We start from the raw sequence: 21,838 nt of genomic DNA on the forward strand, positions 1-21,838 counted from the left end.
TTTCAACCCATACGAAAAGAGAACAAAATGAAAACTTTATTTACAAAGATGTTATTGATCGCAGGCCTCGCCGCCTCTGCAGCCCTCGCCCAGGAATCCCCCGCAAAGAAGGGTCATGATGCAGGCGTTGGCGTTCGTGTCGCTTTTGATTACGACATGATGTACGGTTTTGAAGAACCGGATGACGACTTCACTGACGACCCCACAGGCTTCGGTTTTGAAGCGGGTCTTACCGCACGCGTTGAAATGGTAAACAATCTGTACTTCGTTCCGGAAGTGGACTTCAATTACAGCAGCACAAACCACAGCGCAGGCCGAAATGAAAGAACCTACTCCAGCATGAATCTGGAAATCCCCCTGATGTTCCGCGGCGTTGTAGCAGAACGTTTCTACGTGAATGCAGGTGCCCAGCTGAATCTCCGTCTCGCCAGCAACGTAGATGCCCCCACATACCACACCGACCCGATTACCCACAAGGAAGTCAAGGAAGAAATGGATGACTTCGAACAGGGAGCTTTCAGCTTCGGCATTGTGGCCGGTGGAGGAGTTTTCGTAATGGACCAGGTTAGCATTGATTTGCGTTTCTACATGGGCATGTCCGAACTGTTCCCCGACGCCGATTACATCGGCGGTGGATTCAGCAACATGGATGAAATCAAGCACCCGTCTTCCATCGATATGGCTGGTGCAAAGATGATGAGCATCAAGCTCGGCGTTAACTTCTGGTTCATCTAATCCGTTGTTTTTTTCAGCATGAAACTGCTAACCGATTTTTCGTATAGCGAATGCCTCCCCATCGTGTCTAACGACGCCATGAGGGCATTAGATAACGACACAAAGGTCTACAACACCCGAAACGATTTCGCATCGTCTGCCGATGCTTCCAGAATCAGTAACACCCCCATTGGAGCAGGTTACATCTTGATGAAGGAGGCCGCCCAAGCCCTCCGTGACACAGTGCTGGATTTTCTGAAAAAGAAAAAAATGCACAAGAGCGTTGCGGTCTTTATTGGCGGCGGCAACAATGGCGGCGACGGTCTTGTTCTTGCAAAGCTCTTGATCGAAGACGGCATTCCTTGCACGGTCTATTCTCTTGCAAAGCCCGATGCCTTCAAGGACGAAGCTCGCATGGCCTGCGATGATTTTATATCGGCAGGAGGCAGACTTCATTCCTGTGAGCAGCTCCCCCTAGCACCCCACTTTACCCTAATAGTCGACTGCATGCTGGGTAACGGGGCCTCCGGAGAATTACGTCCCGCCTTCGCACAAGCGGTAAACACCATCAACAGCTGGAAAATTCCCGTATTGGCTGCAGACGCCCCTACCGGTTATGATTCCCAGCAGCACATAATGTGCGACCCCTGCATCCACGCTGCAGAAACATTGCAGTTTGGCCTCCCCCGTCTGGACGCCTACACCTCTGCAGGCGCCGCCGCTTTCGGAACCGCACTTTTGGCACAGCTCCCCTACCCCGACGAATTGATCCGCAGGGTAGACGCAGGCGTATTCCTGGCCAACGAAAGCATGATTCCCGACCTTCTGCCGGAACGCAACGAAATCGGCGACAAGCGCGCCCAGGGAACCGCCATGATTATCGCCGGTTCTTCCAATATGCCCGGCGCAGCAGCCCTTTGCACCGCATCGGCTCTTAGAAGTGGCGCAGGCCTTGTCACCTTGGCCACACCCAAGTCTAACTTGCGCACACTGCAGGCAAAGCTTAGCGAGCCCGTATTCTGCGGCCTTGGAGATGACAGTTGCGATTGTCTTTCTGTAATGCACCTGATGCACCTTCAGAGCGTCGCCTCTAGGCAGACGGCCATCGCCATCGGCCCTGGCATCGGAACCACCCAGGAAACCCAGGACGCCGTCCGTATGTTCCTGACAGGCTTAAGCACCCCGGTGGTCATTGACGCCGACGCCATTAACGCCTGCGGTTCCGCATACTTCTGCATGGAAGGCGGCCCCGCCAACGCCATCATTACGCCCCACAAGCGCGAATGGGAACGCAACTTCGGACCTCTGCCGACCAACGAAAGTTACTACCCGGAATACTTGCGTCATTTCGCCATGCAGTTCCAGCTGACTATCGTGCTGAAGGGTTCCCCCATTTACGTCGCCCTCCCGGACGGTCGCGTATATGTGATTCCCGCACGCAACTCCGGCTTGGCCAAGGGCGGTAGCGGCGACGTGCTTACAGGCGTGATCGTCTCTCTGCTTTCTCAGGGCATGCCCACTGGCGAAGCAGCCGTTCTCGGTGTGCTGATTCATCAAAAGGCAGGCCGCCTGACCCGCGAAGAACTGGGGCCATTCTCCATGCTCCCCAGCGACGTTATCAAGAACTTGTACAGAGCTTTCTGTTAGAACATTCTACTTTCGAACCATGGCCGAAAAAACTTTACTCTTGCTCGACTCCTACGCTCTCGCGTTCCGCATGTTCTATGCCTATTCCCAGAACCCGCTTAAAAACAGCGCTGGCGAAGATGTGTCCATGATGCATGGCTACTGGGGCGCCGTCCTTAGGATTCTTGCAAAGCACAAACCCACCCATTTCGCCATCGCCCGCGACGTGGCTCATACAAAAACGTTCCGCCACGAACTGTACCCGGATTACAAGGCCAATCGCGGCCCCATGCCCGAAGAAATGGCCGCCCAGATGCCCCTGCTTGGAGAATCTCTGGAGGCAAGCGGCATTCCCCTTTTGTCGGAACCGGGTTACGAAGCGGACGACGTGATGGCAAGTACCGCCGTGGCTGCCGCCGAGGCCGGTTTTGACCATGTGCTGATTATCAGTAAAGACAAGGACATGAGCCAGATCGTGAACGAAAAGATTCATTTGTTCCATCTGGAAAAAGGCGCTGACGGTATTGACTTCGGTCCGGAACAGGTTCTGGAAAAGTACGGCCTTCCGCCTGAAAAAATCCGCGACTATCTGGCCTTGATGGGAGACGCCAGCGATAACGTTCCCGGCGTTCCCAAGGTTGGCCCCAAGACCGCCATTACCCTGCTTGAAGAGTATGGCGACATGGATAATATTTACGCCAACATAGACAACATCAAGAAGAAAGGTCTGCACGACAATCTGGCCAACAACAAGGAACAGGCATTCCTGAGCCGCGAACTGGTAACGCTTCAGACCAAGCGAGCCTTTAACGGAAATTTGGATGCCCTGGAATATAACGGCATCCATGTAGACACCTTGGCCGACATGTTCAAGGAGCACGAAATCAACAGTCTGTTGAGATTGCTGGAAAAAGTTCCGAGCAAGACTGGTTTTGTGAAGCCGGCAGACGCCGACAATGCCGCAGACGAAACTACTGGAGAAAACAAGGAAGTAATCCGTGTCGATTTCGATTTGCCCAAGGATATTCTCCCCACCTACATCTGCGTAGACTCCACTGAAATCTTTGAACAGATGAAGGCCGAGTTTGCAGCCGCCCCCCTGATTGGCGTAGACACGGAAACAGACGGCCTGGACCCCATGCAGTGCGGGTTGGTTGGATTATGCTTGTCTGCAGATGAAGCCAAGGGCTATTACATCCCCCTGAACCATCACGACGAAATCGGGTTCCCCCTGCCCGTGGCCAAGGGAGCCAACTTCGACATCAACGCCGTTAAGCAGTGGTTCGTTGAGATTTTTAGCCAGGATGAATCGGCAGAAGTTCAGCACACCTTTGTGTTCCACAATGCAAAATTTGACCTGCACGTTCTGGCCCGCGCCTTTGATTTGACATTACAGCAGATCGAGAAAGCAAACATTATAGACACTCTCATTGCCGCCTGGATGTTAAGCCCCGGCGAAAATGGACTGGGTCTGGATAACCAGGTGATGCAGCGACTGCAGCACGAGATGATTCCTATCGAGAATCTCATTGGCCGCGGCAAGAACCAAATTACCTTCGACCGCGCTCCCATTCCCCAGGCCACCGAATACGGCGCCGAAGATGCAGTTTACACCTTGCGCCTGTGGGCTCCGCTGCAAAAGCAGCTGCAGAAGTACGATTACGAAAAGTACTTCTACCAGCAAGAAATGCCCATGCTCAAGGTTCTGTACCAGATGGAAACCGTAGGCATCGCCGTTGACGTTCCTAGCCTTAAAACTCTGGAATACGAACTGCAACGCCGCATCGAAAATCTGGAAAAGGAAATCTGCGACATGGCTGGCTGCGAATTCAACATCGGCAGCCCCAAGCAGTTGGCAGAAGTCCTGTTCGACACCTTAGGCATGCGCCAGGTTAAAAAGCGCAGCACCGACGCCGCCGTACTGGAAGAACTTTTCTACGAAACCGCCAGTCCCTTTATTGCAGCCATTCTGGAATACCGCGAACTGAAGAAAATGCAGAGCACCTACATCAGCGTGCTGCCCACTCTGGTAAATCCAGAAACCAGGCGCATCCACACCAGCTTTGTGCAGTGGGGTACTGCAACAGGTCGCCTCAGCAGTCGCGATCCCAACTTGCAGAACATTCCCGTGCGTAGCGAACTGGGCAAAAAGATCCGTGCGGCCTTTGTTCCCCAGGATCCCGAGAACGTAATTCTTGCAGTGGACTACTCCCAGATTGAATTGCGCATGCTGGCTCATTTAAGCGGTGACGAAGCCCTGATTGATTCCTACCGCAACAACATCGACATTCACGCCCGTACCGCCGCCGCCATCTATGGCGTACCTCTGGAAAACGTCACTAGCGATATGCGCCGCGATGCCAAGGTGGTGAACTTCGGCGTGCTTTACGGTATGACCGCCTTCCGCCTGAGCCGCGATCTGAAAATTCCCATGGGTCAGGCCAAGGATTTTATTACCGGCTACTTCGACATGTTCCAGGGCGTTCAGATGTTCATCGAGAGCACCAAGGCCAACGCCCACCGCGACGGCTACGTTGAAACCCTTACCGGCCGCCGCCGCTACATCGCAGGCATCGACAGTTCCGACCGCATGGAATCCCAGATGGCAGAACGCATGGCCGTAAACACTCCCGTGCAGGGCAGCGCCGCCGACCTGATCAAGATTGCCATGATCCGCATCCAGAAGCGCATTAACGATGAAGCCTTGCCTCTGCGCATGATGCTGCAGGTCCACGACGAACTTGTTTTCGAATGTCCCCGCGACCGCGTCGACGAACTTTCCGCCATGGTCAAATCCGAAATGGAAAACGCCATGAAACTTCAAGTTCCCTTGGTAGCCAGCGTAGGCTTTGGCGAAAACTGGCTTATCGCCCATTAAAATTTGCCCAGCACTAACCTTAAAAAAGAGGAATATATGGCCAACGAACCCCAAAAGAAAATGTCTAACAAGACCGCCATCGCATTGATTATCGGTCTGCTGGTTTTGTGCAACGCCATTGTTCTGCTGGCACGATAACATGTCCGCAAACATGAAGTTGCTCCCGGCAATTTTGACGGCTTTGTTTTTCGTCGCCTGCAGTGACGATTCTTCTGCAGACGTGGGCTCGATTCCCGAACCGTCTTCTTCAAGCGTTGAAGTTCCCGCCCCCGAATCCTCCAGCGACAATACGCCCGCCGAACCAGAATCCTCCGCAAACGAAATTCAGTGGAATCGCGCCAACTTGACCTGGTACGAATCCTACCCTGATGAAGGCAGCGAAGAGTGCATTGAATATAATGGTTGCGAATGGGCAGGTTGGTTTGCAGGTCTAGATGAACAACAGACCCCAGAATGGGTGGCCGAAAACAACATCATTGCCGTTCACGAAAAGGACTGGAATACATACAAGTTAAAGACATTCCGATTACGTAAAGGCGGTCACGAAATTGACGCCGTAGTGTACGATATGTGCTCTGACGCAGACTGCGACGGTTGCTGTACCAGGAATGCAGGCGCTCTCGGATTCCTCATCGATATCGAGGTCAACACGAAGGCCCGTTTCGGAGGGCAAGGTTCCGGCGTTGTGGAATGGACTTGCCTCGACTGCAATCCATAAGCATCATAGACTTATCCCGTTGAGTAAATTTCAACTTTTATAAAAAGGGTAGACGTTTTTTTTCGTACGTTCCACCCTTTATTTATATAGTTTGGTATTTGTTGTTAAAAAAAAGGGTTGATTATGAAAAAGAGTGTATTGGGAGCAGCTCTTGTAGCAGCGTTTGGTTTTGCCCAGGCAGAACCGCTTCCTACCGCCACGGAAATTTTTGAAAAGATGGGTTTGGGAATCAACATCGGCAACACCATGGAAGTGCCGGTAAATCCCACCTGGTGGGGAAACAAGTTCCCTACAGAAGCTTATATCGACACAGTAAAAGCCGCCGGCTTCAACACCATCCGCATTCCTTGCGCCTGGTATAGCCATTCCAACGCCATGAGTCGCGACTCCAGCACAACAGATATTGTCCCCGGAGGCAGCGCCAATGAAATTGCTTCTAGCTGGATGGATTCCGTACAGACCGTTGTCGATTACTGCATGCGTGCAGGCCTCGTGACCATCTTGAACATCCATTGGGATAGCGGCTGGTTAGAAGAAAAACTGAACGACGCCGATAAAGAAAAGGTTAACGAACGTCAGAAAGATTTCTGGACACAGATCGCCACCCGCTTTAGGAATTATAACGAAAATCTGCTTTTTGCCAGCGCGAACGAGCCCGCTACGACCGACGGCAACTACCAACATGAAACAGAAATCCTGATGGATTACCATCAGACGTTCGTAAATGCAGTTCGTGCAACAGGTGGAAATAACGCAAGCCGTACCTTGATTATTCAAGGACCTTCCACTAGCATCGACCGTTCCGTAGAAGTCTACCCGGCAAACAAGATGCCTAAGGATGTAATCGATGGTCGACTCATGTTCGAAGTGCATTACTATGATCCGTCACCGTACACCATTGTAGACGAGCCAGTAAACTGGGGCGCCACTGTGGAACCGCAATATTACTGGGGCGAAGAAAATTACGCCACCGGCGCAGACATCGTTCATAACTGCGGTTACAACCCCTGGGGTGGCGCTATGGGAACCCCCTGCAGCGCCGACGATGCCATGAAGGCCTTCAAGAAGATGAAGGAAAACTACGTGGACAAGGGAATCCCCGTAATTATCGGGGAATACGGCGCCAATGACCGCGTGAATATTCTTGAAGGTGATGACTATGCAAGGCACCGTAAGGGACGTATCGGCTGGTACACCGCCGTAGCCACGGCCGCTCTAGAAAACAAGGTTGTTCCCATCGCCTGGGATACCGGCCACGAAGGCAAGAATAACATGACCATCATTCAGCGTCAATCAGTTGACGCAGCGGTCTTCGATGTCGAGATACTGAACGCCTTGCGAAAGGTCTACGGCATGGGAGATTACGTGAACACAGGCATCACCCACGTCGATGACTTCACCAGCGAGAATACAAACAAGATTCGCACGAAGCCCATTACCAACATCAAGGCACCTACAGGCGACAACCGTATTTTTGACATGAACGGAAACCTGGTTCGCGGCAAATTGCGTCCCGGCTCCTACATATCAAAACAGGGCGGTACAACCACCCGCTTTAACGTAAAATAGTCCGACAAGTTTTCTTTCCTCACCAAAAGAAGCTGGCGAATTGCCAGCTTCTTTTTTTTGTTAGACGTTTTCTGTCGGCTTTAAACCGCCAAAATTTTCGCTCTGAAAGTCCAGTTTCCAAGATGCTTCTTGTTCAGGAGCAAATCCTCGTAGACGATTTCCCTAAAACGGTTCCGTGAATAGAATTTGGCATTGTTCTGGGAATTGGTAACCAGGTAAAGGTCGCCGCCACCATTTTTGGCAATGTAAGAGAAAATGCCTTCTTGCAGCATGCGGGATCCGTAGCCCATTCGCTGGCATTCAGGCGCCACGGCGAAATTGCTCAGGTGCCAGTGTGGTTCCTTGATGCTTTTGCAATGACGTTCCAGGCGGTCCATCATACTGGCATAACCCAGCAGGTTAAACATTCCTCCGGAAAATGCCGCCCGGAGCGCCCCGTTCTTCAGGTATTCCCCCAAAGTCATGGTCTTGTGCCAAGGAGCGTCCATGCAGGCACAACAGACGATACGATCGCCCTCGACGCCCACAAACAGCATTTTTCGCTTGAAATAGATGTTCACCGCCGTACGATGAATGGCCCAGGTAAACCTGCGGTAGCGTTTTTCGCACTTGGGGCGGTAAATATTGCTGAACTCGTAAGGCATAAAAGCCTCGGAGCACACCCTAATACATTCCTTTAGTTCTTCTTTTTTCGCTAAACGGAACTCCATATCCTAGCCCTTCCAATCCAGTTAAACCTAAAGTATGTTATTTATGGGCAGAAAAATAGGTCAAATTTCTTATTTTTCGCAAATTTCGCCATTTTTACATAGCGCGCCCCTGGTGTGACGTAGACCTCATCTTTTGATTTGGAACACATTTTATGGCTTACAGCCGACCGGAAAGGTAAACTTTCATATACATTTGTTGAAGATATTGCACCGCTTATTTTGACGCACATCAAAGTAATGGTCCCAAACAGCCATCCCCTATTTAACTTTAGCCTTGGTTGTTTGGTTTTTGGTTGGTTAAATGGGATTTTCCCGCAAAAAGGAGTAACGATGAACGTCTCTAGACTTTTGAGCCTGGTTGCAGGCTTTGGCCTCATGGCAAGCATTTCCGCTTTCGCCCTCCCCAAGGCTTCTGATATTTACCCCAAGATGGGTTTGGGTTACAACATCGGCAACACGATGGAAGTGCCCAACGATCCTACCAACTGGGGCAACATTGTGCCGAACAAGACCATTATCGATGGCATCAAGGCAGCCGGATTTAACACCGTCCGCATTCCCTGCGCATGGTACACTCATTCTACAAACGGCGTCATTGACGAAAATTGGCTCAAGACAGTCAAGGACGTAATCGACCTGGCTATCGCCAACGACATGTACGTGATGCTGAACAGCCACTGGGATAACGGTTGGCTGGAAGACAACGTTTTCGACGGCGCCCATATCGACCGCAACGGACAGAACAGCACTACCGACGCCAAGGCCATCGCCGAACTCCAGGGCAAGTTCTGGACCCAGATCGCCAACTATTTCAAGAGCTACGACGAACACCTGATTTTCGCCTCCGCCAACGAACCGGGCGTTAACGACCACCGCGGTTCTGGCGCCGCCTACACCGACAACGGTCAGCTGGGTTTTGGTGCAGACCGAATGAACATCCTTAAGGATTACCACGAAGCTTGCCTCAAGGCAGTGCGTGCAACTGGCGGCAACAACGAAACCCGTACCGTGATCGTGCAGGTTCCCCGTACTGAACACGACAAGGCCGACTTGCTCAGCGCCCAGTATCCCGAAGATCCGGCCGGTGCAGGTTACACCATGGCCGAATTCCATTACTACCCCTACCAGTTGGCCTTTATGCCCGCCGACGAAAGCTGGGGTAAGGTGTACTACTATTGGGAAGACCAGACCACCGGTGCTGACGCCGCCCATACTTGTTCCGGTTCCGCAACCGGTTCCAAGAGCGACATCGAAAAGACCTTCTCCAAGATGCAGAAGCTGTTCTCTGACAAGGGCATCCCTGTGGTGATCGGTGAAATGGGTATTGCAGGCCACTACACCCTTAGCGGTTCCGACCTGGAAATGCACCAGAAGGCTCGCGCCGCCTGGTACGGCTACACCGTGGCAACCGCCAAGAAGCACGGCCTCGTTCCCGTTGTGTGGGATACCGGCTTTGAAGGCACCTCCGCCAAGATCGAAGACGGCTCCATCAACGTGAACAACTTTACCATTATCCGCCGTCAAGCAGCTTACGGTTCCGATCTGGGTTCCGTTGTTGACAAGCAGGTCATGAACGCCATGGTCACTCAGTTCGCCGCTGCAGAAGAATACACCCCCGCACAAAAGATTGAAGTCAAGGAAGGCGACAAGGCACTTTGGGTTACCTACAACACCAAGATCAGCACCGCAAGCGAAACTGGTACCGTCCGCCTCAACTTCAACGGTGGCGTAGACTGGTCCCAGTACACAGCAATTTCCTTCCAGCTCCGCACCGAACCTGTTTCCGTCATTGGTTGCGTCGGTGATTCGACCAAGGGTTGCAATGGCTACGCCTGGACAAGTGTCGACGCCTTTGGCATGAGCACGGCAGCAAGCAGCTGGTCCGACTTCCATCTGGGAGCCATGGAAGACTTCAAGAGCGTACTGAACACTGTTACCATCAAGCTGGTTGACGCCGATGGCGACAAGGCAGACGGTCTCAAGTTCAAGGACAAGTCCAAGGTGACCGCATTCGGAATCAACATTTACGCCACCCAGCTCCAGGGCACCATGTACCTGAACAACATCGTCTTGATCAAGGCTGACGGCACTTGCGATACCCTCCAGAGCTTCGACGCTGATTTGCCGGATACCGATGGCATTGCCAAGGCTCAGCTCATTGTCGCCAACGCAGACGGCACCGGTCCCGAATTTGTTGCAGGCATCAAGGCCGTGGCCGCTGTCAATAGCAAGATGTTCGTGAACGTGCAGCAGGGTTATGTGAACGCCACCTTTACCGCAGCCAAGGCAGGTGAAGCTTCCGCCAAGTTGATCAACGGTCTGGGTCAAGTTATCGCCTCCCAGAACTTCACCGCCCATGCAGGGGCCAACACGGTTCAGCTCACCACCGGCTACCGCGGCGCCGCCATGTTGCTGGTCAAGCAGGGCAGCCAGAAGTTCATGCAGAAGGTCATCCTGAAGTAATGAACTAGGTTCGCAAAAAAGTACTGCATACCTTTGATTACGGCCCCTCCCTGGAGGGGCCGTTTCTTTATAAAGTATGCGTTGTAAATTCCGATACCCATGTTGAGAACTCTACACCGGCTTTTTCAACAGCGGCACGAAAAAACAACTAATGCTCCAATCCGGAATATAAATTGTCCTTAAATAAAACTAAGGAGCAATTATGAACTTCAAAAATGCATTCGGTCTCGCCTGCGCCACTTCTTTGCTGGCAAGCGCTTCTGCATTCGCAGCACTTCCCAAGGCCGCCGATCTGGCAGGAAAGATGGGATTCGGTTTCAACATCGGTAACTCCCTGGAAGTCCCCAGCAACCCCACAGCTTGGGGCAACCCGTTCCCCACCCAGGAACTGCTGGATTCCATCAAGGCTGTTGGATTCTCTACCGTCCGTATCCCCTGCGCTTGGGATTCTCACGCTCCTAACGGTGTCATTACCGAAACCTGGCTGGACTCCGTAAAGACCGTCGTTGATTTCGCAATCAAGAACGACCTCTATGTGGTACTGAACATCCACCACGAAGGCGAAGAAGGCTGGTTCCAGACTCACATCGGCGAAACTGTAGAAGCCGCAGTCGACACCAAGATGAAGAACTACTGGACCCAGATTGCAAACAAGTTTAAGGATTACGACGAACACCTGCTTTTTGCTGGTGCCAACGAACCGGGCTCTAACCTGGGTGATAATGACTGGAACGCAGCCCATGCTCAGACCTTGATGCATTACTACCAGACCTTCATTGACGCTGTCCGCGCTACTGGCGGCAACAACGAAACTCGTACCCTGATTATCCAGGGTACCAACACCGACATCGACAAGTCTGTCACCCACATCAAGCCCAACATGCTCCCCACCGACAAGCAGGCAGGCTACATGATGTTCGAAGTCCATTACTATAGCCCCTACCAGTACACCATCATGCCCAGCGAACAGGACTGGGGCGCACCTGGTGGCGAAAAGATTCTGACCCAGTATTTCTACGGTGATTACCAGAGTGCCGATGCCAAGCGCAACGCAGGCTACAACGCATGGACAAATTCCGTCGACGCTACCGTCAGCACCGGCGCCTACGTCGACAATCAGTTCCAGAAGATTGCCCAGGCTTACGGCATCCCCGTCCTGATTGGTGAATTCGGCGCCAACATCCGCTACCCGGAACTCAGCGGCGAAGAACTGCAGAAGCACATCGAAGGCCGTATCCAGTGGCACCGCGACGTGGCCAAGGCCGCCAAGAAGAACGGCGTCATCCCCGTTATCTGGGACATGGGTAACGAAAGCACCGAAGCTTACGACAATATGGCTTATCTCCGTCGTCAGTCCGCTCCCATGGGCAAGCTGCTTGACGCAGGCGCCATCAACGCCATCCGCGAAGTTTATGGTCTCCCCGCCATCAGCGGCGCCTCTACTCCCAGCTCCTCCCAGGTTGTGGAAGGCGACAAGGCTGTTCACATTTCTTACAAGACCGTACAGTCTGACACCAGCGAAGCAGGTACCTTCCGTATCGACCTGAGCGGTGCAAACTGGAGCGACTATGTGGCCATTTCCTTCGACATGCGTGTCGCCGGTACTGTTGCAGGCCCCTGCCTGGATCAGACTCGCGACGGTTGCGGCGAATACGGTTGGGCAAGCGTTTCCCTGTTCAACATGTCCGGCAACTGGAAGTGGAAGGAAGTCAGCCTGGGCAACGTGGATTCCCTCGCTGCACTGGGTCTGAAGAACTACAAGGTTGAATTTGGTGAAAGCGCCAACCAGATGGCTATCGTCGACGCCAAGGGCATGAAGGCTATCGGCATCAACATTTACGGCACCCAGTTCACCGGCGACATGTACCTGGACAATATGCTCCTGTGGAAGGCCGACGGTACTGTTGACACCCTGAACAACTTCGACAAGAAATCTGGCACCTTCGATGGTATCGCAAGCGGTTCTCTCATTGCAGCAAACGCAACCGGCGACTGGGGTACATCTACTACTGCCGCCATCAAGAGCATCGCCGCTACCAACAACAAGGTGATGGTCACCGCCCAGAACGGTCTCGTTACCGCCACCTTCAACGCCCACAGAAGCAGCCAGGCTTCCGTCAAGTTGCTCAACAGCCTTGGTCAGGAAATCGCCTCCAAGAACTACACCGCCATGCAGGGCCTCAGCACCGTTCAGCTGAAGACTGATTACCGCGGCTCCGCTCTCCTGGTCATCAAGCAGGATAACGTGAAGTATGTTCAGAAGGTAACCCTGAAGTAAGCGGTAACGCTTCTAAAAAACTCAAAATCCTTGCGCGACTCAGGAGTGTGTTCCGCAAGGCGGGTCGGTAAAGTGGCGACATAGCCGACCCGGAGATTGTCGCCAAAAATTTGGTCCCTTGGTTTGGGAAGACGGTCGCAGACGTGCGGCCGTTTTTTTATCCGTCCAGTCTGAAGATTTCGTCTAGCTGTTTGTCGTCCATGTCGGCAAGCCAGGTTTCGCCGGCGTTCACCGTCATCTGGGCAATAGCCTTCTTGGATTCCAGCAGGGCGTTGATCTTTTCTTCGAAAGTACCCTTGGTAATAAAGCGGTGGACCTGCACATTGCGGGTCTGCCCGATTCTAAAGGCACGGTCCGTGGCCTGGGCTTCGATAGCCGGGTTCCACCACAAGTCATAATGGATCACCTGGGAAGCCGCCGTCAGGTTCAAGCCCGTTCCCGCCGCCTTCAGAGAAAGAATCAGCACCTTGGAATCAGGATTTTCCTGGAAGTTCTTCACCATGGCATTACGCTGGGTCTGGGAACAGCCGCCGTGATAGAAATCCACCTGCAGCCCCATTTCTCGCTGAATCACTTCCTGGAGCAGGTCGCCCATTTCGCGGAACTGGGTAAAGATTAAAGTCTTTTCGCCCTGTTCCTGGATAGAGGCCAGCAGGTCCAAAAGCATACGGAGCTTTCCGGAATCTTCCACCTTGCCCTCCCCCACCTTCAGGAATGTTCTGGGATGGTTGCAAATCTGCTTTAAGGCCATAATCATCTGAAGAATCAGACCCTTGCGCTTGAACAGGCTGCCACCCGCCGGCACTTCGGCCATTTCCAGGACATCCGCCGTGGAATCGTCCATAGAAATGACGGATTCCCCATTCATAGCCGCCAACTGGGCCATAAAATCGTCCAGGGTATGCTTGTAGAGAGCCGCCTGGCTCTTGGTCAGTTCGGCGTATTCGTCCTGCTGGATCTTATCGGGCAGGTCGCTAATGATGGTCTTGTCAGTCTTCATGCGGCGAAGCATAAAGGGGGCGGTAATATTCTTGAACCGTTCGGCCACCGCCTGGTTATTGAACTTCTGAATAGGAGTCTCGTACTTGTCGCGGAACTCGGCCTGACCCGGCAAAAAGCCGCGGTTACAGAAGTCCATGATGGTCCAGAATTCCAGCAGACGGTTCTCCACAGGCGTACCGCTCATGGCAATTTTCATGGGAGCCTGCTGGGCTCGCAACAGACGGCTCTGTTCACTGTCGGCATTCTTGATATTCTGGGCTTCGTCAATAATCACCACCTGCCAGCGCATGTCACGCAACTTCTTGTGATCCAGGCGGTAAGTGGAATAAGTGGTCAGCAAAATATGGTGCTGGAACTTGTCCAGTTTGCGTCCCGGGCCGTGATAAGTATAAACGGAAAGCTCCGGCGCAAAGCGGGCCACTTCCATTTTCCAGTTGCACAAAAGGCCTGCAGGCACAACCACCAGCACGGAGCCGGGGCCAGGGATACCCTGTTCATCAAACCACCCCCGGGGTGTAATCTTGCCTTCCTGCTTGATCTTCAGCAAGAAGGTAATCACCTGGAGGGTCTTACCAAGACCCATGTCGTCGGCCAGGATACAGCCAAAGCCCATTTCAAGATTCTTATGCATCCAGGCATAGCCTCTTTCCTGGTAGGGTCGCAATGTGGCATTCAGACCTTCGGGTAACGTAAGGGAAGTATCCGCACGCCATTCATCCAGCTGGGCCTTCAACCCGTCGGTCATGGTAATGGGAACTTCGTCGCAGCGGCCCGTCAAGGCAGCCTGCAGCAGACGTGCCGTAGAGAATATGGTCTGTGAAGATTCTTCTTCCGAATCCTCAGACGAGCCGTTTTCCGAGCCTTCTGCTGTGCCCTCACCCGACGTATCCACCCCAGCGGCACCAGCCTTTCCAGAAGCCTTCTTGTCTTGCAGTCGCTGTTCCAGTAGCTTCAAGTCGTCTTCGCTGTATTCCACATACTGGGACTTCATCTTCAGAAGACCGCCGGCGTTCTTCGCCAGCTTCAAAAATTCCTGGGCAGAAACAGTCTCGTCGCCAAGGGCCACTTCCCAGTCAAAGTCCAACAGGTCGCTGGCCTTAAAGGCGCCAATGCCAAGGCTACCCTTAAGCCTCATCTGGGCCTTGGGCTTGGCAATATTCAACAGCGACTTGGGCAGTTCTGTCTTGATGCCGAATACTTCAAACTTCTTGATTCCATAGGTAACGAATTCCTTTAATTCGGCACCTTCCAAAATCAGCGTTTCCGACCCGCGATTTTCCAAATAAACCTTCATAGGCTTAAAGGTTTCGGCCACGCAGTTCAGCACATTCATCAACGCCAGAAGCCTCGGGTCGTTAGCGGCAAAAAGGTTTGCCAGGGGCGAGCGCACCTTGGTCTCGCCATCCTCTTCCACAAACACTTCCAGGCCAACAGCCTTGCCCACTTCACCGCAGACAAACACAATCTGATTGTTGAAATCCAGGGAGTTGTAAACCGAGAACCACTTCTGGATTTTTGAGGGGATCTTCAGGCCGCCGGCAGCCAGGCGCCCGGATTTGCAGTCGAAGAAAAATCCCAGCAAGTTGTCGTGAACGCTTTTCTTGCTGCTCTGGGCCGTGCGGGAAAACCGCAAAAGTCGACCGATAAAAATGGAAAGGATATGTTCGGCAGCCTGGGCCAACTCCTTGCGCACCGGCACCTTTTCAGGCGGGTTCCCGGAATCGTCTTCAGCCCCTTCCTTGGCCACCATCTTCTCGTCAAAGGCGAAATCGTCGGGCACGAACTTTTCCAGTTCCATGACCACATTCAAGACGTCGGGGAGCATTTCGGCAGGGAGCCAGCGGACTTGTGCCGTAAAGCTGTTGACCCAGAACACCTGGGGGTAAATGGCACCGCAACGGACAAGGTAATAGGCCACCGTCAAAAGCTGGTGCAGGTAGCGCACCGTCACATGGTTATGCCACACGCAACTCTGGTTCAGGCGGCACAGAGCCCCCATGATGTTCTCTACCGCAAGGCCAGAGGCCACCACGCGGTCTTCTACCAGCTGGTCAAAAGTCCAGGACCAACCCTTGGCATGGATAACCTGCAGCCGTTCCTTTTCCATAAGGAAGGTGCGGGCGTGATAAATGCCGAAGTCCTGGGCGAACTGTTCGAAGGTTTCGAAATGATTGTAAAAGCTGCGGCACCGTTCCAGTTCGTCGACAAAGCTCTTCTTGAAGTTTCCGCCGGGGCAGAAATCCGGGAAGTTGGTGAGCATGGCCGGCAGCACATGGGAATAGTCCCGCCAGTCCTCAAAACGGAACATGGGAACGCGGGGCGTCTCTTCGCGGAATCCGGGAAACACATGGACCAGCGCCCGCTCCATGGGCACATCCGTTTCCACATTCTCGGGCTTGTAATCCTTCAGGAACGTCAGGTCCAGACCGTGAATCTTGAACAGCACCAGCGGGTCGGCGGCAATCTTTTCTGCCATTTTCAGAAAGGTGGAAATCACGTACTTGCAGGGCAGAGCATCCCTGCAATCGCAGTTCATGTTCACCCGGCTGGCCGCGTCAAAAAGAGTGAGTCCACTTTTTTCAAGCAGGATCTCGATGGAAGGGTTGATGGAATCGTGGGATATGGCCACCAGGTCTGCAGGCTGCTGCTTCAAGAGCCCTACGAAAATATCGGCCTGTTCCTTGGGGAACTTGGGAAATACGATGTAGTTGTCGTGGGAGCCCCCATTGGGGCCCTTCACCTCGGAACGCACACGATTATCCATCACGTCTAGCGACGTGACTTGACCCCTCGCCACATATTTAAGGGCAACCTCTACATCATGGGACGATACGCCGGCAAGCAAGGTGTCGAGCCACTTCTTGCTCCACCACGTCCCTCCATAAACTCCATATTCCATAACGAGCGCAAATGTAATAAAATTACGGCACTTTTGTGCAGCTCTTCGCGCTCTACTTTCTGAATTTAGCCAAGGTCTGCTTCAGCTGTGCTACGTTAATAGGCTTTGCCAGGTGGCCGTTCATGCCCACTTCCTTGCACTTCTGGGCGTCTTCTGCAAAGGCGTTAGCAGACAGGGCAATAATGGGGATCAGGTTGCCATCCTTCTTTTCAGACAGGCGGATCCTCCTGGTGGCGTCATAGCCGTTCATCACAGGCATCATCAGGTCCATCAGAATCAAATCCAGGCTACCTTCAGGGGTACGTTCGAAAACCTTTACCGCCTCTTCGCCATTGTTAGCGCAAGTCACCACCAGGCCCATGTCTTCCAGGAAGTTCTGTGCGATTTCCATATTCAGGGCGTTGTCTTCCACCAGCAGCACACGCATGCCTTCCACCGACACATTCTCGGTAGAAACCTCTTCCCTAGCCAGGGGATTGTGGTTGATCTTGAAGGGGACCGTCACGGCAAAGCGCGTACCCATGCCCTCTTCGCTATGGACTTCGATATGGCCGTTCATCTTGTCTACCAGGCGCTTTACAATAGCCATGCCCATGCCGGATCCCTGGTAGGTGCTGCGGGCGTCGGAGTGCTCCTGGGCGAACGGTTCAAAGATATGCTGAACAAAATCGCTGCTCATGCCAATGCCCGTATCATCCACGTGGAAGCAGTACACCACCTGGTCTTCCGTTTCGCTAATCATCTCGGAATGGCAGAACACGGAGCCGCCGTGCCTGTTGTACTTGATGGCATTGGTCAGCAAGTTCAGAAAAATCTGACGGACATACAGCGGGCTTCCAATAAGATCCCTATGCTTCAGGCTTACGCCGCAGTCATGATCCAGGGTCACGTTATTTTCGACAGCACGCAAACCGGCAATGGTGTAGACATCCGACAGCAAGTCATAAAGGTGGAAGGGTTCCTCGGCCAGAACCGTGTCTGCATCTTCCAGCTTGCTCATTTCCAGAACGTCGTTCAGCAAGGAGAGCAAGTGGTTGGCCGCCGTGCGGGATTTCTTGCGGAACTCGTCGCGGGCCTCGCCCTCGATTTTCTTCATCTCGTCCAGTTCCAGCAAACCAAGGATTCCGTTCAGGGGAGTGCGGATATCATGGGACATGCGGGTCAAGAAGCTGGACTTGGCGGCGCTGGCACGTTCCGCCTTCTGGGCTGCGGCCTTCAGCTGAGCCTTGTAAACTTCTTCACGGGCCACCTCGTCGCTTACAGAGCGGATCACCCACAGCACACTGATACAGCGGCCATTGTCATCACGTTCCATGGCAATGAACTGACCTTCACCCCAGCCAATGTATGTACCCTTGAAGCGGACACTAATGGACTCGCGGCCACCCATGCGCAAAGGCAAGGTATCCAGGTTGGTAAAGTCGGTAATAACCTGTTCGTAGCCGGGCTCCACCATCTGTTCGCTCATGACCTTGAACTTTTCACGGGCATCCCCTTCCTGACCGATGAAGCTCTTGATGGCATCCACATCGGTGTGTCCCAGTTCGCGGAACTTGCCCGACGTTAAATCCACATAGTAAACACAGAAGTAAGCCCGTTCCAGGGCGGCAAAAACCTTCTTGCGGAATTTATCTTCATCCAGCAACATGGTCATGCGTTCCTTTTCCTTCTTTTCCTGGGTAATATCCAGGCCATACAGGATGCATTCCAGGTGTGAATTTCTGGGATTCATCAGCAAACGGACATGAATACGGCAAGGCGACAAGACCTCGTCCACAATAATGTTGTATTCCTGGTCAAAGGAAATATTACCGTCTACAAAGAACTTCTGCAGTTTTTCGCAAGAATAGTTCTGCACAAAGCGGATCTGTGACGCCTCATCGGGAATAAAACGTCCCATGTAAGCAATCAACTGGTCTACGGAACGGCAGTTCCTAAAGCTTTCTACAGAGCGGGACTTCCCGTTCAGGCCAAGCACCACGTTATCGGTTACATCCAGGTGGAAAATTCCAAACGCATCGGGAATGGAAGCGAACAGCAGGCTCACCTGGCTTTCATAAAGCTTCTCGGTACGGCGGATGTTGGTAATGTCCCAGGCGTACTCGATAAAGACCTTGCGTCCCTTCCATTCCGAAACCACGAACTTCTGCGACAGCACGCGCTTGCCCACTTCAAGTTCGTCTTCCTTGATCTTTTCGCCATCCATCTTTTCCAGCAGACAGAACGGGCAGGGGTTATCCAGACCCACCAGATACTTATGGCAGACCGCCCCCGACACAGAGGCTCCGGGAATAAAGGCCAGGCTTCGTGCAACAGGGTTCGCATACAGAATCTCGTGAGTCACATAATCGCACACGATAATAATCTGGTTCGAATGCTCAAAAACCTGCTCAAGAATCTCGGAACTGTCAGCCATTTCTCACCTCTATAAAAATGCGGCAAATTACAAAAATCTTACATCACGAAATATAAACAAAAAAAAAGTCCCCCGGAGGGGACTCTCCAATCTAGACCGCAAACAGGGCCTATTTTCGTCTAGAAGATTGAATTAGGAAGTCTGCTTCTTGTTCACGTGGGCTTCTACCACGTTGATCACGTAGTCGCCCAGGTGTTCACAGGCATTCACCACATCCATGTAGTGCACCGACATCTGGTAATCATACTTCTTGTCGTTGATGTCCACTACGTTGCGTTCCTTCAGGCTCTTGCGGTAATTGTTGATTTCATTTTCCACATTGCGGGAACGGTTATAGTCGGCACCGGGCTTGCCCTCTTCCACCTCGATCATATAGTCCAGAGCCACATTGCACAGTTCAATCATGTGGTTGATGTGCTTGTACTGATCTTCGGTAAAGTCGTCCTTGCTACGGAACTTGTGGTTGATGGCGCGGGCCATGTTGTAGCAGGCGTCGCCGATACTTTCCATTTCAGAAATTTCACGGAGCATGGAGCGGATGTTGCTCTTACTTTCAAGGGAGAGTCGGCCTTCGCTGACCTGGTTCAGGTACTTGGCGATTTCCACTTCCATGCTGTCACTGATGCCTTCATACTTTTCGATGCGGCTGAAGATCTTGGTAAACTCGTTTTCGTCCTTGGTAGTCAGAAGGTCGGGCACCATATTGAACATCTTCTTGCAGCGCTGGGCGAACAGCACGATTTCCTTGCGGGCTTCGAACAGAGAAAGTTCTGCGGTGCTGAGGATACCGCCGGTAATGAACTTCAGACGGAATTCGTCGTCGTCGGCCTTGTCCTTGATAATCTTGCAGATGAGCTTTTCCATGGGCTGGATGAACCAGATCAGGATCAGCACGTTGCACACGTTAAACATGGTATGGAAGCCTGCCACCGCAAAGGTAACGCCATCCTGGGCGGCCTTGACTTCTTCGGGAGTAGAAGGCTTGATAGAAGGATCGAAACCCACCAGGCTGCAAACCAAGTTGATGAAGGGATGGAACACGCAGAGCACCCACACCACACCGAACAAGTTAAACAGCATATGGGCAAGGGCCGCACGGCGAGCCTGGGTCGAAGCACTGAGGGCAACCACGTTAGAAGTGACGGTGGTACCGATGTTCTCGCCCATCACCAGAGCGATACCCTGGTAAATTTCGAGAGCGCCGCTGGAGCAGAGGATCAAGGTGATGGCCATGACTGCGGCAGAAGACTGCACACACATGGTCATAATGCTACCGATCAGCAAGAACAGCAAGGTGCTGGCAAAGCCCCACTGACCGCAGGACTGCACAAAGCTCTGCACCGCCGGGATGTCGCCCAGGTGCATAGAGGCACCCGTGGTTCGCAGGGTGGTAATGGCGAACAGCATGAAGGCCAAGCCGAACAGGAATTCACTAAAGCTCTTGGTTCCGTTCTTCTTGGAGTAGCCCAGAATGATGCCCAGTACAAAGCAAGGGTACACCAGGTAGAGCATGTCGAACTTGAACCCCAGCACCATGATCCAACCAGAGATGGTGGTACCGATGTTTGCGCCCATGATAATAGAAATGGCCTGCTTCAAAGTAAGCAGACCAGCATTAACGAAGCTCACGGTGAGCACGGTAGTAGCGGTAGAAGACTGGATGGTGGCAGTGACTGCGGTACCGGTGGCCACACCCATTACGCGGTGTTTAGTCATGGTACCCAGCATGGTACGCAGGGTGTTTCCAGTGAGTTTCTGAAGACCTTCAGACATGGTCTTCATACCGAACATCAAAAGTGCAAGACACCCAAGAAGGGTGAGCACAGCGAGTTTCATGTCCACAGCGGGCATATATTTTCCTATCTAGCCCATCCACAGGGCCGAGTTTTGCGCCGTTATCGGATCGTCATCACTGCTTTTCAGCTAGTCCGAGCTCGCGGCGTAGTTGTTCATCTATCAGTGTATGGCCAAATATAGAAAAAGGCGAGTAAAGCACAAGTGCTTGCACTTGTATTTTTGAGCCGTACTTTATGCGATTGAAATCGCCATATAGAAATTGGGAAAAATTACACAAAAAAACACCCGACATCACAAGATGCCGGGAGTTGCGGTCCATTCAAAATATTCTGCGTTAGGACTGCAGTTCCGCTTGAATCCTAAGAACATCGTCCACGGAAACGCTATTATCTTCGGCGATTTCTTCAACGGACAATTTGCCGCGGTTTTGTACGGGGGTCTAACAAAGTCCCGAGCAGCACACGCTTTTTTACTGTAAAATGATTTTTCCAAACATTTTGACTTTACAATTATTTTACAAAAATATGCGTAATTTTGAGGCATCATCAACATGTGTGGAAGCATTTAGGCAGCCTTGCTAGATGATTCTCTCGATTCCGATTCCCATTCGTAGGCTATCTGTACATCTACATAGGAACAGCTCAGCATTATCAGCGACAGCATGTTGTTCATGTTCCTGAAGCCATAGGCAGTCCGTATCAGTAGCTTTATCTTGTTGTTCGTCGCCTCGATCCTTGCGTTTGACACGCCCAGCCTGATTGTGTTGAG

Annotated in this window: 12 protein-coding genes; 7 read left to right on the top strand and 5 right to left on the bottom strand. The window is 52.5% G+C overall.

What is annotated here, in order from left to right:
* Nucleotides 1-27 precede the first annotated feature (27 nt).
* The 5 genes from BUB73_RS04660 (at nt 28) to BUB73_RS04680 (ending at nt 7,505) form a co-directional block, all read left to right on the top strand.
* Nucleotides 28-735 (top strand): outer membrane beta-barrel protein, encoded by a 708-nt coding sequence (locus BUB73_RS04660; RefSeq protein ID WP_083538158.1) that lies wholly within the window; start codon nt 28-30, stop codon nt 733-735.
* A gap of 18 nt (nt 736-753) precedes the next feature.
* Nucleotides 754-2,361: an NAD(P)H-hydrate dehydratase gene (locus BUB73_RS04665; protein WP_088658561.1), complete on the top strand. Its 1,608-nt coding sequence runs from the start codon at nt 754-756 to the stop codon at nt 2,359-2,361.
* Nucleotides 2,362-2,380: 19 nt separating this feature from the next.
* On the top strand, nt 2,381-5,218 hold the full coding sequence (polA, locus tag BUB73_RS04670; RefSeq protein WP_073283946.1) for a DNA polymerase I: 2,838 nt from the start codon (nt 2,381-2,383) through the stop codon (nt 5,216-5,218).
* A gap of 139 nt (nt 5,219-5,357) precedes the next feature.
* Nucleotides 5,358-5,936 carry a hypothetical protein gene (locus BUB73_RS04675; RefSeq protein ID WP_073283949.1) on the top strand — a complete coding sequence of 193 codons (579 nt, stop codon included), beginning with the start codon at nt 5,358-5,360 and terminating at the stop codon, nt 5,934-5,936.
* A gap of 123 nt (nt 5,937-6,059) precedes the next feature.
* Nucleotides 6,060-7,505 carry a glycoside hydrolase family 5 protein gene (locus tag BUB73_RS04680; RefSeq protein ID WP_073283951.1) on the top strand — a complete coding sequence of 482 codons (1,446 nt, stop codon included), beginning with the start codon at nt 6,060-6,062 and terminating at the stop codon, nt 7,503-7,505.
* Nucleotides 7,506-7,585: 80 nt separating this feature from the next.
* On the opposite strand, the gene BUB73_RS04685 is transcribed toward BUB73_RS04680, so the two are convergent.
* Nucleotides 7,586-8,215, bottom strand: a complete 630-nt coding sequence (locus tag BUB73_RS04685) for a GNAT family N-acetyltransferase (RefSeq protein ID WP_083539640.1) — start codon at nt 8,213-8,215, stop codon at nt 7,586-7,588.
* 330 nt (nt 8,216-8,545) lie between these two features.
* On the opposite strand from BUB73_RS04685, the gene BUB73_RS04690 reads away from it, so the two are divergent.
* Together BUB73_RS04690 and BUB73_RS04695 are read left to right on the top strand one after the other, a co-directional pair.
* Complete coding sequence (locus tag BUB73_RS04690) at nt 8,546-10,678, top strand: glycoside hydrolase family 5 protein (protein ID WP_073283956.1); 2,133 nt, start codon at nt 8,546-8,548, stop codon at nt 10,676-10,678.
* 202 nt (nt 10,679-10,880) lie between these two features.
* On the top strand, nt 10,881-12,956 hold the full coding sequence (locus BUB73_RS04695; RefSeq protein WP_073283958.1) for a glycoside hydrolase family 5 protein: 2,076 nt from the start codon (nt 10,881-10,883) through the stop codon (nt 12,954-12,956).
* A 157-nt stretch (nt 12,957-13,113) separates the two neighbouring features.
* Here BUB73_RS04695 and BUB73_RS04700 read toward each other — a convergent pair whose 3' ends face one another.
* From BUB73_RS04700 to BUB73_RS04720, 4 genes are all read right to left on the bottom strand, one after another.
* Nucleotides 13,114-16,857, bottom strand: a complete 3,744-nt coding sequence (locus tag BUB73_RS04700; protein WP_083539642.1) for an SNF2-related protein — start codon at nt 16,855-16,857, stop codon at nt 13,114-13,116.
* A gap of 52 nt (nt 16,858-16,909) precedes the next feature.
* Nucleotides 16,910-19,273, bottom strand: a complete 2,364-nt coding sequence (locus BUB73_RS04705; RefSeq protein WP_073235465.1) for an ATP-binding protein — start codon at nt 19,271-19,273, stop codon at nt 16,910-16,912.
* Between the two features lie 132 nt (nt 19,274-19,405).
* Entirely contained in the window at nt 19,406-21,124 is a 1,719-nt protein-coding gene (locus tag BUB73_RS04710) for a Na/Pi cotransporter family protein (protein WP_249269288.1), read from the bottom strand.
* Nucleotides 21,125-21,634: 510 nt separating this feature from the next.
* The coding region (locus BUB73_RS04720; RefSeq protein WP_139259115.1) for a transposase at nt 21,635-21,838 on the bottom strand (204 nt) is incomplete at its 5' end.

The organism is Fibrobacter sp. UWH6, from assembly GCF_900142465.1.
Classification (GTDB): Bacteria; Fibrobacterota; Fibrobacteria; order Fibrobacterales; family Fibrobacteraceae; genus Fibrobacter.